This window comes from Heliobacterium mobile, from assembly GCF_009720735.1.
Taxonomy (GTDB): Bacteria; Bacillota; Desulfitobacteriia; order Heliobacteriales; family Heliobacteriaceae; genus Heliobacterium; species Heliobacterium mobile.
The window spans coordinates 425,734-438,754 of the sequence record NZ_WNKU01000001.1 but is presented as its reverse complement, the minus strand read 5'-3'; the positions used below and the strand labels follow the sequence as shown (position 1 = coordinate 438,754).

At 45.7% G+C, this 13,021-nt stretch carries 16 protein-coding genes; all 16 read right to left on the bottom strand.

All coding sequences use genetic code 11. From position 1 onward, the window contains the following. Positions 1-801: a flagellar biosynthetic protein FliR gene (fliR, locus tag GJ688_RS02275; RefSeq protein ID WP_155474875.1), complete on the bottom strand. Its 801-nt coding sequence runs from the start codon at positions 799-801 to the stop codon at positions 1-3. 31 nt (positions 802-832) lie between these two features. Next, the gene (gene fliQ, locus GJ688_RS02270) at positions 833-1,108 is read right to left on the bottom strand and encodes a flagellar biosynthesis protein FliQ (RefSeq protein WP_170291572.1); all 276 of its coding nucleotides are present in this window, start codon (positions 1,106-1,108) and stop codon (positions 833-835) included. Between the two features lie 18 nt (positions 1,109-1,126). Then, positions 1,127-1,750 (bottom strand): flagellar type III secretion system pore protein FliP, encoded by a 624-nt coding sequence (fliP, locus tag GJ688_RS02265; RefSeq protein ID WP_207708733.1) that lies wholly within the window; start codon positions 1,748-1,750, stop codon positions 1,127-1,129. A 146-nt stretch (positions 1,751-1,896) separates the two neighbouring features. After that, a complete protein-coding gene (locus GJ688_RS02260) occupies positions 1,897-2,550 on the bottom strand; it encodes a flagellar biosynthetic protein FliO (RefSeq protein ID WP_170291571.1) in 654 nt (217 codons plus the stop codon). 52 nt (positions 2,551-2,602) lie between these two features. Further along, entirely contained in the window at positions 2,603-2,965 is a 363-nt protein-coding gene (locus GJ688_RS02255) for a response regulator (RefSeq protein WP_155474873.1), read from the bottom strand. A gap of 16 nt (positions 2,966-2,981) precedes the next feature. Next, on the bottom strand, positions 2,982-4,274 hold the full coding sequence (fliY, locus tag GJ688_RS02250; protein WP_328597291.1) for a flagellar motor switch phosphatase FliY: 1,293 nt from the start codon (positions 4,272-4,274) through the stop codon (positions 2,982-2,984). Beyond that, positions 4,264-5,259, bottom strand: coding sequence for a flagellar motor switch protein FliM (gene fliM, locus GJ688_RS02245; protein WP_170291570.1), 996 nt, complete (start codon positions 5,257-5,259; stop codon positions 4,264-4,266). The genes fliY and fliM overlap by 11 nt, the downstream gene beginning before the upstream one ends. A 45-nt stretch (positions 5,260-5,304) precedes the next feature. Continuing rightward, a complete protein-coding gene (locus GJ688_RS02240) occupies positions 5,305-5,781 on the bottom strand; it encodes a flagellar basal body-associated FliL family protein (protein WP_155474871.1) in 477 nt (158 codons plus the stop codon). Between the two features lie 117 nt (positions 5,782-5,898). Then, the gene (locus GJ688_RS02235) at positions 5,899-6,105 is read right to left on the bottom strand and encodes a flagellar FlbD family protein (RefSeq protein WP_155474870.1); all 207 of its coding nucleotides are present in this window, start codon (positions 6,103-6,105) and stop codon (positions 5,899-5,901) included. 67 nt (positions 6,106-6,172) lie between these two features. Then, a complete protein-coding gene (locus GJ688_RS02230) occupies positions 6,173-7,480 on the bottom strand; it encodes a flagellar hook protein FlgE (protein ID WP_155474869.1) in 1,308 nt (435 codons plus the stop codon). An 89-nt stretch (positions 7,481-7,569) separates the two neighbouring features. Then, the gene (locus GJ688_RS02225; RefSeq protein ID WP_328597290.1) at positions 7,570-7,953 is read right to left on the bottom strand and encodes a TIGR02530 family flagellar biosynthesis protein; all 384 of its coding nucleotides are present in this window, start codon (positions 7,951-7,953) and stop codon (positions 7,570-7,572) included. Positions 7,954-7,982: 29 nt separating this feature from the next. Beyond that, positions 7,983-8,531 carry a flagellar hook capping FlgD N-terminal domain-containing protein gene (locus GJ688_RS02220; protein ID WP_155474868.1) on the bottom strand — a complete coding sequence of 183 codons (549 nt, stop codon included), beginning with the start codon at positions 8,529-8,531 and terminating at the stop codon, positions 7,983-7,985. Positions 8,532-8,570: 39 nt separating this feature from the next. Then, complete coding sequence (locus tag GJ688_RS02215) at positions 8,571-10,307, bottom strand: flagellar hook-length control protein FliK (protein WP_155474867.1); 1,737 nt, start codon at positions 10,305-10,307, stop codon at positions 8,571-8,573. An 87-nt stretch (positions 10,308-10,394) separates the two neighbouring features. Next, positions 10,395-11,246: a magnesium transporter MgtE N-terminal domain-containing protein gene (locus GJ688_RS02210; protein WP_155474866.1), complete on the bottom strand. Its 852-nt coding sequence runs from the start codon at positions 11,244-11,246 to the stop codon at positions 10,395-10,397. Positions 11,247-11,257: 11 nt separating this feature from the next. Next, positions 11,258-11,575: a flagellar export protein FliJ gene (fliJ, locus tag GJ688_RS02205; RefSeq protein WP_155474865.1), complete on the bottom strand. Its 318-nt coding sequence runs from the start codon at positions 11,573-11,575 to the stop codon at positions 11,258-11,260. Positions 11,576-11,708: 133 nt separating this feature from the next. Next, positions 11,709-13,010 carry a flagellar protein export ATPase FliI gene (gene fliI / locus GJ688_RS02200; RefSeq protein ID WP_155474864.1) on the bottom strand — a complete coding sequence of 434 codons (1,302 nt, stop codon included), beginning with the start codon at positions 13,008-13,010 and terminating at the stop codon, positions 11,709-11,711. Positions 13,011-13,021 lie beyond the last annotated feature (11 nt).

Sequence of the window (13,021 nt, the reverse complement as noted above, 5' to 3'; positions counted from 1 at the left end):
TTAAGGGCTAAGGAGTTTAAGAAAACCAAGGACATTGGAAAAACTAATTTCGTAAAGGCGGTTCATACTATCAATATAAAAAGGAAGAATAATCCATAGAAAAGCGACACCTACAAGAATTTTTACAGGAATACCGATGACGAAGAGGTTCATTTGTGGTACCGTACGAGATACGATTCCCATAGCGATATCGTTAATTAAGATGACCCCAATAATAGGCATTGCCAATTGTACACCTGTCAAAAAAACACCGGAAACCAAACGGATGATAAAATCAGCCAATTGACCTGAAGAAGCCAGCGAGAACGAGGCACCTCCGACGGGGACTAAGTTAAAACTATCCATTAAAGTTTTTACTAGTAATAGATGTCCATCGTATGTGACAAAAAGCAATAACGCCAGGATTTGCATGAATGTAGCCGTCATCGGAACCTGAGTTCCCCACATGGGGTCCATAATATTAATGATACCAAAGCCAAGTTGGATATCAATGATCTGTCCGGCTGTCAATATGGCTGCAAATACGAGTTGAAGAATGAATCCGATAGAAATTCCAATGATGATTTCCTTAAGCAAAATTAACACATAACTGACTAGATCTATAGGTGGAACGAATAAAGAGCCCTTTGGGAGTGATAACATTACAAGCAAAGCAAAAAGAAAAGAAAGTCCAACTTTGACCGTTGTATTGAGCCCGTTGAAATTAAATATTGGTGCCAAGACGAAAATTCCGGCAACGCGACTCATCATCAGCAACAAAAGATCCAACTGATTTAGCCAACTATTGATGACGGTTTCCACCGTTCTTTTCCTCTCTTTACTGTTTCACAATTTAACGTATAAAAGTGTATTGATTCAAAGCACCTAATAAGTGGTCTGTGTAACGCATCAGTTCTTGCAACATCCATGGACCGAAAAGCATAATGACTATTAAGACAGCAATGATCTTCGGTACAAAAGTCAATGTTGCTTCTTGTATCTGCGTGGTTGCCTGAAAAACACTGATAATCAAACCAATAAGCAAACTAGCTCCGAGAAGTGGTGCAGATATCAGTAGAACTGCTATTAAAGCATCTCGTCCGAGTTGTATTATCAATTCAGGGGTCACAAAGATCCTCCTCTTCTATTACTGGTAGCTTTGGATCAGCGACTTCAAAATAAGATACCACCCATCCACCAGCACAAATAGAAGAATTTTAAAGGGTAGTGAAACCATCGCAGGCGGAAGCATCATCATACCCATCGACATGAGTACGGAACCGACGATCATATCTATGACGATAAAGGGTAAGTATATCACAGCTCCAATTTGAAAGGATGTTTTTAATTCACTGAGAATAAAAGCAGGAATAATGGCTCGGGTAGGGATATCACCGTAAGTTTTCGGTTGTTCTACATTCGACATATTGACAAATAGCGCCAAATCTTTTTCCCGAGTTTGTTTTAACATAAACTCCCGCAAAGGATAAAGAGCCTTATCCAACGCTTGTTCTTGGGAAATCTGACCGTTTAAATAAGGTTGAAGAGCTTGGTCATTAATGTTTCCCCAGGTAGGAGCCATGATGAAAAATGTCAAAAATAAGGATAAACCAATCAATATTTGGTTCGGTGGCATCGTCTGTAAAGCTAATGCGGTTCGCGTAAAATGAAGAACAACTAAAATCCGAGTAAAGCTGGTCATCATGACCAAAATCGACGGCGCCAAGGACAGTACGGTGAGCAGAAACAAGACTTGCAAACTCTTTGACATTTCCGTAGGATTGTTAGTCGAATCCACCCCAATGCTCACTGTGGGAATAGGAATGGGAGCAGCAACTGCTTCTGAAACGATGCCTGTCCAACAAATCAGTAACAGGATAGCCGTCAATATAATGAAGCCTCGGCGCTTCGAGGACTTCACAAGCGGTTCTCCCCTTCCCTGTTTCCGTCTTGATTTGGAAATTGTTCTCCTCGAAGCCTATTTAATTTATCGATCTGTTGCATCATTTCGAGATGAAAAGATTGTTCAGACGTTTCAGAACTCCCTTTCCCCGTCGTTTTTCTGAACAGACCGATTACCTCTTCGAGGACTGATTTTTGTTGTGCTTCCGTTTGGGATTGGCGTATCGAATCGATCATATTTCCGTCGGTAATTTCCATGATCGGTTGAATCGCATGGTCTGTAGCACCGATGACAAAAACCTTGCCGGCTATTTCGGTAACATAGATGTTTTTATTCGGTCCGAGACTGACTTGGTCCAACACGGCAAGCCAATTTCCTCGGCTCGATACTTGAAAGCTTCGCTTCCAAATACGGACGACTCCCCATCCGACACCACCAAGTACAACCAACGTGAGGAATAGGCGAAAGAGCAAATCACCAGTCCCAGGCATTGTACCTGACTTATCGGACGCAGCCACCGGTTGGGGTCCGTACTCCTTATGTTGAATATCGCCGTTATTGGCGTCATCGGCAAGTGCCAAGTAAGGAGTACTCAGTAATGCAAAAAGTAGACCAAAAAACGCCAGGCCGCCGAGCATCCGGCGGCCAATACGCCGATAAACGTTCATAAGCACCTCCCCTTCCCGGGTATAGGGGGAGCAGGGCAACATTAACCCGGGTTTATCCTAAGGCTTTTCTCACTGCTTCTAAAACGCGATCCGGTTGAAATGGCTTAACGATAAAGTCTTTCGCTCCCGCTTGAATCGCGTCAATAACCATGGCTTGCTGACCCATAGCACTGCACATGATAATACGGGCGCCAGGGTCAACACCACGAATCGCACGGACTGCATTAATACCGTCCATCTCAGGCATAGTGATATCCATCGTTGTCAAGTCGGGCCGAAATTCTTTCCACTTTTCCACGGCGATAGCACCGTTTTCAGCTTCACCGACGACTTGAAAGCCATTCTTCGTCAGAATGTCTTTGATCATCATGCGCATGAAAGCGGCGTCGTCTACAATCAAAATCCGGTTTGACATTACTCTCATCCTCCGTTTATTGTAAATTACCTAATCTTTCGATGGGGCTTACAATGTCCGTAATGCGTACACCAAAGTTTTCGTCGATAACCACAACTTCTCCTTTGGCTACCAATTTACCGTTCACCAGTATGTCTACCGGTTCTCCGGCAAGTTTATCGAGTTCGATTACAGAACCGGGCCCTAAATCCAAAATATCTCGAATGGTTTTTTTAGACTTGCCTAGCTCAACGGTAACCTGAAGAGGAACATCCATGATCAGATTCAAGTTGGTCATATCTTTGCCGACCCGTTGAGGTTGCAAAGGGGCAAATTGAACTGGATTAACAGGCACCGGCGGTGTTTGCGGGGGAGGTGCATAATTAACGGGCTGTTGTGGGTACATGCCTGGAGGCGGTCCATAATAGGCCGGTGGCTGCGTTGGATATCCGTATCCAGGTGGTGGGCTTCCATAGCCAGTCGGTGCTGCGGCAGCCATCGGTTCGGCATTTGGAGGCGGATATGAAGCCAACGGGGGAGCTGCTGGTGGAGCCGAAGGGGCCGGAGGCGGTGGTGGCGGAGAATAGGCAGTTGACGGAGGTGGTGCCGCTGGTGGCGGCGGAGCGCTGGAAGATGGCGACTCATTCATGTCTCCCATCAATCCTTGTACCAATGCTTTGGCGAAGGGAATGGGATAAATCTGCATCAGTTCGCTATCGATGAGTCCTTCAATGACCATGCGAAAAGATACTTTTACGATCGGATCTGCTTCTGGCTGGGGCAATTTTTCGCTTGCTAAATCAATGGTATTCAACGAAGGGGGAGAGATATCGATCTTTTTTGAAAGCATCGTAGCCATCGATGTGGATGCAGAACCCATCATCTGGTTCATTGCTTCTGATATGGCACTGAAATGGATCTCATTCAGTTCCGTCGGAGGCGCCATACCGTCGCCGCCCATCATCAGGTCAACGATAACGGCCACGTCCGATTCTCGAATGATTAAAACGTTATTTCCTTCCAGACCTTGCGTATAATGAACATCTACGACCACAAAAGGAGCAGGATAGTCCTTCTGAATGGCTGCCTTGGTAGTCACAGTCACCCGAGGAGTGGTTATGTCCACTTTTTTCCCGAGTAATGTGGAGAGCGTTGTAGCTGCCGTTCCCATAGAGATATTGGAGATTTCTCCGATAACGTCTCTATCTAAATCACTAAATTCCGAAGTGACTTCTGGAAAAGGTGGCGGCGCCTCTGGCTCACTGGGGATATCTGCTCCTCTAAGCAGTGCATCGATTTCCTCTTGGGAAAGGACGCCGCTACTCATCATCTATCTCAACTCCTTTGTCGAAGGTCGAGGTAATTTGGATTCCCACTTTGGATCCCATGGTTCCCGGACGTCCGAAATACTTTGTCCGTTGGCCGATGAGAACTTCCAGTTCGTAGGAAGCTTTGTTTTCCAGTTGAATGACGTCACCCATTTGTAAATCGAGAAGTTCGCTGACCGTAAGGGTTGTACGTCCCAGCAAAACACTGATCGGAATTAAAGCTCGTTCTAGGCGGGTGCGTAGAGCCGCCAGTTGTTCTGCCGTTCGTTCTTTTGAAGCATTGGAAAACCAAAAATGAGCACTGAGTTTACTGATAATCGGTTCCAGTAATATATAAGGAAGGCAGATGTTGATCATTCCCTCAACCTCACCGATTTTGCAAGACAAGGTAATGACAACGACCATTTCTGTTGGAGCTACGATCTGAATAAACTGTGGGTTTGTTTCAATCATTTCTAACCGCGCTTTTACTTGCGCGATGTTATCCCAAGCCTCGGTAAAGCTGTCCAACATACGCCGTGTTGTTCGCTGAAACACTGATTGCTCGATCTCGGTAAGACCTCGAACTTTGTCAGGAGGTTGTCCAGGACCCCCAAAAAGACGGTCGATGACTGAGAAAGCGATATTCGGATGAACCTCCATGATTCCATTACCATTCAATGGATGCATGGTAAATATGTTTACTATCGTTGGATTTGGAATCGAGCGAATGAATTCCTCATAGGTTAATTGGTCTAGAGACTGAACCGATATTTGAACCAGTGTACGTAGGTGAGCCGCAAAAAACGTTGTCAGACTGCGGCAATAGTTCTCGTAGATAACTTGGAGAGTATGGATTTGGTCTTTCGAAAACTTATTCGGTCGCTTAAAATCATAAACGCGAATTTTACTAGCTAAATCGTCTTTGACGTCTTCCGCTGTCACTTGACCGCTGGCAAGGGCAGCCAAGAGAGAATCAATCTCTGCCTGGGACAGAATGTCACTCACGTTCTACCCTCACCTCCAAAATAATAAGTCCCATTTCGGGTAGAACTATTGGTAAACAATATCAGAGAAATAGACATTGCGAAATCTGTCCGCCCCAAACTGTTTGTTGAGCGCAATCAATATTTCCTTTTTCACTTTGTCCCTGCCTTCGTTTGTCTGCAAGTCTTCTACTGTTTTCGAACTGAGTATATTTAGGATCCGGTCACGAATAATCGGCAATTGTTCTTTTAATTCAGCTAGTTTTTTCTCATCTTTCTTTTCTTCATTCAGTTCCATCGTTACCTTCGCTTTTAGAAACCGCTTTCCTCCTGGGTCGGCTAAGTTCGTAGTGAAATCACCGATTTCAAAGAGAACTCCCGGCGTTCGCACAGCCTGCGTTTTTGCAGAGGATGTGCCAGGACTGACAAAATAATAAAAAACCCCCACAGCGATAATGGCAGCGGCTGCCAGAACCGCAACCACGATAACGATCAACTTTACGTTCATGGGTTTCTTTTGGGGGGCGTTTTCGGTTTCAGCCATCCGGAAAAACGCTCCTTCCTCATATCTGAGTGTTACATTGAATCGGACTTACATTCTTCATTACCCATTATATATTGATTCGGGATCTTCTTGCTAGCTCCTTCTTTTTGTCAACATTTACAGTTGCTCTGATGCTTTGTTTCGACACGAACATGCAAGCCGGTAAGCAATGACTTTCGCGATGATTTCGTCGGTATTCTCAAGCACGACCAGTTTTTTTCCTGTCGTCAATGTCACTACGCTGTCAGGGGTCGATTCTATCGTCTCGATCAGTTCTGCGTTGACCACAAGTTCCGTCTGATTTAGACGGCTTAGCTTTATCAATACCCCATCCCCCTCTTTAGAAAAAGGGCGGGTGGGGTTGGTTTACCTAACCCGCCCGCCAGCTATTCTATCGTTTTAAGTTCACCAACTCTTCTAACATACTATCAGATACAGTGATAATACGGCTATTCGCCTGGAACCCCCGCTGAGTAGTGATCATATCTGTGAATTCTTGAGACAAGTCCACGTTAGACATCTCTAATGCTCCTGGTTGTATATCGCCGCGGCTAGCGCTTCCCGGAGTGCCTGTACTTTCTTCACCACAGTTATTTGACTTCGTGTAAAGATTTGAACCCGCCTTCATCAAACCGGCCGGGTTGGAAAAAGAACTAACGGCGACCTGAGCTAATTTCATCGTTTTCCCGTTCGAGAAAACACCGGTCAACGTTCCTGATGAATCAATAGCGTAAGACTTCAACGAACCATCGGCATACCCATTCTGACTTAGTTTATCGGCTGTTGTTTCAGAGGCAAACTGGGTCATTTTCGAGAGGTCTAAATAGAGCTTTTTATCGGTAGTAGAGCTGGGGTATTTATAATTTGCAGAATAAGTAGTTGTAGGCATGGTTAATATATCATCCGTGCCGTTATGAAAACTAAAGGAACTTGCAGATGTCACTGTAAATGATTTAAAAATCCCGTTACTACTAAAAGCTAGAGTACCCTTAATTATACCCGGTAAAACAGTCGTTCCAGAAACAACAACTGCAGATACTATCCATTGGTTAGGTGTTGTAGATCCGTTATTTTTAAAGCTTACTACCAAATTATGCTTTTGACCTTGGGAATCAAAAATTTCTATAGTTTTTGGTATCGGAGTATTTTTACCATCCGTGTTTCCCAAATTTCTATAGAACTCCACACGATTGGTCGCATAGGCTTTCATGTTTTGTTTAGCTTCCAGGCTAATTTCAACAGGAGATTTGGTAGTAGCAATATCTCCGTTCTCATCAGCCATATATCCCATCACTTTCATACCATTGTCTGTTCGTATAAAATTATATTTATTGTCGAGATCAAAGTTCCCCGCACGGGTATAGTATTGAGTTCCCCCATCATTCAGTAAAAAAAATCCGTCTCCATTAATAGCCAAATCAGAATTTTTTCCAGTTCCTTGCACACTGGTCGCCGTCGGTATCATTTCAATGGTCGCCACATTCATACCCAAGCCAACCTGCATGGGGTTTGTACCGCCTCGTCCGCCATCATCACCAGAAGAAGCGCCGCGAATTGTTTGGTTGAGGGTATCGGAAAAGGTAACCCGGCTCTTCTTAAAACCGATCGTGTTCACGTTAGCGATGTTGTTGCCGATGACATCCATACGGGTCTGGTGATTCCGCAAAGCCGTAACCGCGGAAAAGAGTGACCGCATCATAAGTAAAGACCTCCCCCTTTCGGGTAATTGTTCAGATGGCTGTTTCTATCAATCCACAGCCGAGGCTTCCTCATCAGAGGTCCAGCCTGTCAATCCGGTACGATGACTGCACTATCGATATTGGTAAACACATTGTCCTTCATCGCCGACCCATCCACTGCCGTAATGACTGTTCGGTTTTTAATCGAAACGACCAAGGCCATATCCCTCATTAGAATAAGAGATTCTCTAGCCCCTTTTTGACTCGCCTTATCTACTGCCTCGTTCAGTTTGCTAATCTCAGCGTCATCGAGCTTGATGTTGCGCTGTGTAAGCCGCTGTAAAGCATGAGCAGAAAATTTCAGGGCCTTTTTTTCGAGGATTTTTTGAAAAGATTCCTCGGGAGCTTTGGCATTAGGATGGGGAGTAATCCCGGTTACGGGCTTGCCAATTCCGGGCATTAACGGTTGTGGATAGACGATGCGGGTATCCACGGCCGGCGTCCTCCTCATCTGTAAGATGTTTAAGCAATCTGGTTAACTTCACCAAGGTAAACATTGCGGCTCTTCGTTACGCCATCTTGGGTGTATTCCACTTGTAGGATGGGAATACCCTTCTCAATTTTAACGGCTTTAACTGTACCGTGAATGCTTTCCGTAACCTCTTCTCCATCAGCATTTGTGACCGGTTTTCCTGCTTCATCAAGCTTTGCGACGGTGGCATCTACCGTTTTCCCTGTGAAACTGACCGATTGGAAAATGAGATTATCCATCTGTAAGTTCTGTTGTGTAGAAAATAGATTACTCATGTTTTTAAACATTTCTTCTTGAGACGTTTTTAACTCCGTAAACCCCTCAGCCATGTTCTTCATCTGTTCTAAAGCACTGAACTGGGCCATTTGAGCAATAAACTCTTTATCTTCCATCGGTTGCATAGGATCTTGATACTTTAATTGAGTGACGAGAAGTTTCAAAAAGTCATCTTTACCTAAACTGTCATTCGTTTTCCGTTGAGTCGTCGAACTCGTTTGATCCTGGTAGACAGGACCTGTATTTTCGATCGGGCTAGCCAATGGTTTCGCCTCCCTTTTATCGTTTCTTCCATTTACATTCTAGGCTAAGAACTCGACGGTCGTATCATCCCGGTTGTATGTCCCTAGCAGGTTTTGTTTTGATTCATGACCAAGCTCAACCTCTGCCTCTACAGTTCCCGAGTTGGGCGAGTTAGGTCGGCCATATCCGTTTTCCTGACTCCAGCTCGAGGGATTGGAGGACCCACCCTGCTGTTGGGAGTTTAGATTTTGATTTCCTACAGATACGTCAATACGGTCAAACTTTAAGCCCTGTTCTTCAAGGGACTGCTTCAGTTCCGGCAGATTGGATTCAAGCATTTGACGTACTTGCGGATTTTCCGCAGAAAAACGGACCGACACGATACCTGCATCAACAGACAAACTGAGTTGCATTTTTCCTAAGACTTCTGGCTTTAATTGAATTCTTAATTCACTGCCACCGCTTTTTTTCAACAGTTGAGTGTTTTCAACCATTTGGCGAAACATTTCTTGACGAAATGCTTTTACGTCCTCTTTACCTGCTGCTTTGATGAAGGCGGAGAAATCGTTAGCCGTTCTGGAGCTCACACCTTGCCCATCGGGTTGACGTGAAAAAAGGTCTTCTTTCCCTACTATCGCTCCATTTTGGGTCATTTCGTGGAAGAGGTCAGATTGCTTTTGGCCTCCAGAAAAACTGCCTGCCTGCTGTCCGTTACTCGCAACGACAGCAGTGATCCCTGGTAACTGTGATCCTTGACTTTGATTCGTCTGTTGCCCATCAACAGTAAGCTGCATGTCTCTGGGCATCGCCTCACCCAATTTAGTATCATCAGTAGCCGTTTTTCTCAGCTGAGCGATCAAAGACAGTTGATTCGGACTTACATTCACCCGGTTATCTAAAACAACTACCTGGTTATCGGAGGCATCCCTTTGAGCTTCCTTCGACGCAGCGAGGTTTAACTCAGTCATCGATCCTGTTTGTGATGGAACAAATCCTTGTTTTGTCAATGGTGCTTCATCTGCATCAGTTTGGGGGATCGGTTGCTGAACCTGAGAAATAACCTCTATTTGTGCAGCCTGTTTCCCGTTTTCTCCAGCCGTTGTAACCGAAGTAGCGGTCTGTACAGTCGAATCAACAGGATTGACCGAATCCTGTGTAAGATCGCTTTTTTTCACGTCATCGGGAAGCTTGTTGAGAAGTACCAGAAGTTCGCTTGGAATAGAAGAATCATTAGACCCTTCTTTTGTTTTTTCCGGTTGAGAGGAGTCCTGTTCATCGGTCACCGAAACGTCTCGCTTCTCAGAAGTTGCTTTCTCCTTCGACTCTGTTTCTGCTCGATCCATTTTGTTCAACCTGTCCTGCCTTGTCTCTTCCGCTGCGTCCTTTTGGTCTTGTGCATTTTCTTCTGCAGAGACTTTTTGAATATGGTTCTTTTGTTGATTCGATGACTGTGATTTCGTCGATTGGGCTTGCTTCAATTGCCTTTGCGGATCCGTTGCAGATGATTCCGACCTATGGCCTGAAGCATTAGGTTTGGTATTGCTGTTGCTATGCTGCTGTATGTATTTATTCGATTGATAACGGTTGGAATAGCTGGATGCTTCAAAAGCTCGAACAGGATCGAATTTAGCGTTCTGTAATGTTCCGTATCTACCATCGGTGATGGATGGCATGATGTCTTGGAGAAAACTACCAAAGACTTTTCCCGACGTAGTCGAAGTACCCTTCGCTGTAGATTCCGCGGAGGCATTCGATAGAATGGATCGTGTGACCTCAATCGATGAGATATCTGCCATAGCTTCACCTCCCTGAGTTCTCTTTCCATGACCAATTCTGCTTAGGGCTTACTGGCATCCCCCCTTTCGAATGAAACAGAAAGGATATTATACGGTCCGCCCCATTAAAGCAACGAGGCGAGCTGCTCGTTCCGGATTGATGGAAGCCAGTTCGGATAGTATCTTTCCGGTAGCCGTTTGATCCATTTCGCAAAGGATCGAGACGCTGATGTCATCGGGCAGTTGTTCGATGACGGCAGCAGCATCTTCCACCTTCATGGCAGCTAAGGACTTGCCGATGTTTTGATAGTTGGCTTTGGACAGTTGACTTCGCTTTAGATCAGCATCAGCTTTTTGGCGTGTCTCTTGATCTTCACCACCCGTTGGCATCGTCAATCGGGCCGCACGAACAGGATCTAAAGCAGCTGTTATTTTTGCGGCTACGTCTATGTCCATTTGATTGAGTAAGCTGTTCACGGTATCGTCAGGTAAGTTCTCCATAATTTTGGCGGCACTCGCCGGTTTCATAGCAGAAAGGCGCTCAGCTAGTTTTTGTGTGTCTAATTTTACGTGGTTTTCTTTATCAATTTGATTTTTTAAGTCTGCTACTTGTTTCTCCAAATCGGCTTTTTCTTTCAAAACCTGGCTGTCTTGGGGAACCGGGGTTGTTGCTTTAGATTGTACTTCCGTCAATTTCGCATCCAAGTCAGCTTTTTCCGCTTCTAGTCGGGCGATACGAGCTTCTTCCAAGGTTTGCTGGGAACCTTGCTTCGCAGGATCACTCTTAGGTATCATCGTTCCCACAACAGGGATTTGACGGAGGTAAGGGATGATATCGACGGCTCCGACAGTCTGTGCCGCCGCCAAGGCAGCTAGAAGCATAACAGGTACGGCCAAAATGAAAAACAGTTTCAGATTGGACATCCCTTGTTTTTCCTGACTACCTAGCTTTTCAGGCACTTTCTCCCCCCCTATCCCTGTGTATTTTCATTGCGAATGTATCGACTGAGTGCCATTTCATCAAGGAGTTTTTGTTCTTCCCTCAGAAGCTCACGTTGATAATCGGCTAGGTGTTTTTCTCGCAACTTTTCTAGTATTTTGCGTTCGCGCATTGTTTCCATCAATTGCTGCCGTAACTTGGCGAGACTTTCCCGTGCCGATTCAATTTCCGAAATCTGACGGTTCTCTGTTGACTTGAGTTTAAGCCAGAATTGATTAAAAAAAAGCCTCGCTTCTACGTCAAAAACATCTCCAGGAGTGGGGCGAATATTATCGATAGCTTCCGCCATTTTTTTCGCGTTTCCCGCAGCTCATCCTCTAAAGCTTCAATGGCTTTTTGTTGCCGCTGCAAATCTCCCTTGAGTATATCCTCTTGACGCAACTTTAGGCTCAAAGCTGCTTGTAACTTAAATCGAAAGGGTTTCATCGGGCAAAGATATCCTTAATCTGCTGGACCGATTCTCTAAAAGGCACTGATTCATAAATATCCTGACGTAAAAAAGTGCGACAGGCTTCGATCTTATTTAGGGCATAGTCGATTCGCGGGTTGGCCCCTCGTTGATAGGCTCCGATATCGATCAAGTCTTTAGCTTCCCGGTATGTAGCTAATACTTGACGCAATTGGGCGGCCACGTCGCGGTGTTCCGGTTCGATCAACTCGATCATAACACGGCTTACACTACTGAGCACATCGATGGCTGGATAATGGTTTTGGGCGGCCAAATCTCTGGAAAGGATGACATGCCCATCTAAGATCCCACGAACGGCATCGGCAATTGGTTCATTCATGTCATCACCGTCCACCAACACTGTGTACAGCCCCGTGATGGTTCCGTTGTGAGATGTACCGGAACGTTCCAGCAGCTTGGGCAGAAGGGCGAAAACGGAAGGCGTATATCCACGTGTCGCTGGTGGTTCCCCTACGGCCAACCCAACTTCCCGTTGAGCCATGGCAAAGCGAGTCACCGAGTCCATCATCAGCATCACATCTTTGCCTTGATCTCGGAAGTACTCGGCAATAGCGGTCGCCACAAGAGCTCCTTTTAACCGCACGAGCGCTGGTTGATCTGATGTAGCCACGACGATTACTGACCGAGCTAACCCCTCGGGCCCTAGATCTTTTTCGATAAACTCTCGGACTTCTCGCCCCCGTTCACCAATTAAACCGATGACGTTTATGTCGGCCGTCGTGTTCCGGGCGATCATCCCCAATAAAGTACTTTTTCCGACACCCGAACCGGCGAAGATCCCCATCCGCTGACCTTTGCCACAAGTCAAAAGGCCGTCCATCGCTTTTACTCCCAAAGAAAGGGACTGTCGAATCCGCTGACGGGTCAGAGGATTCGGAGGATCTGCTACGAGTGGATAAGTTTCATCGACAGGAACAGGGCCTAATCCATCCATCGGGTTACCCAATCCGTCGAGTATTCGACCGAGCAGGGGATAGCCGACAGGAATTTTTAATTCATCGCCTGTGGCTAAGACTTGAGATCCTGGACCTATACCGGCCATGTTTCCCAGGGGCATAAGCAAGGTCTTTTTTTCCCGAAAGCCAACCACTTCAGCTCGAACCCACTCGGTTTTCGATTGCGTAGAAACGAGGCACAATTCTCCCAAGTTGGCGCTGGGACCATCCGATTGGACGACGAGTCCGATGACTTGGGATACTTTCCCGTTCATGCGCACCGGGTCCATGTTGCGTATCGCTTGCATGTACTTTTGCATTGCGCCATTCC

What these genes read in the sequence shown, in the direction of transcription:
- fliP (WP_207708733.1), bottom strand. Translation starts at nt 1,750, where the DNA reads ATGTCAAAGAGTTTGCAAGTCTTGTTTCTGCTCACCGTACTGTCCTTG.
- GJ688_RS02260 (WP_170291571.1), bottom strand. Translation starts at nt 2,550, where the DNA reads ATGAACGTTTATCGGCGTATTGGCCGCCGGATGCTCGGCGGCCTGGCG.
- GJ688_RS02255 (WP_155474873.1), bottom strand. Translation starts at nt 2,965, where the DNA reads ATGTCAAACCGGATTTTGATTGTAGACGACGCCGCTTTCATGCGCATG.
- fliY (WP_328597291.1), bottom strand. Translation starts at nt 4,274, where the DNA reads ATGATGAGTAGCGGCGTCCTTTCCCAAGAGGAAATCGATGCACTGCTT.
- GJ688_RS02240 (WP_155474871.1), bottom strand. Translation starts at nt 5,781, where the DNA reads ATGGCTGAAACCGAAAACGCCCCCCAAAAGAAACCCATGAACGTAAAG.
- GJ688_RS02230 (WP_155474869.1), bottom strand. Translation starts at nt 7,480, where the DNA reads ATGATGCGGTCACTCTTTTCCGCGGTTACGGCTTTGCGGAATCACCAG.
- GJ688_RS02215 (WP_155474867.1), bottom strand. Translation starts at nt 10,307, where the DNA reads ATGGCAGATATCTCATCGATTGAGGTCACACGATCCATTCTATCGAAT.
- fliJ (WP_155474865.1), bottom strand. Translation starts at nt 11,575, where the DNA reads ATGGCGGAAGCTATCGATAATATTCGCCCCACTCCTGGAGATGTTTTT.
- fliI (WP_155474864.1), bottom strand. Translation starts at nt 13,010, where the DNA reads ATGCAAAAGTACATGCAAGCGATACGCAACATGGACCCGGTGCGCATG.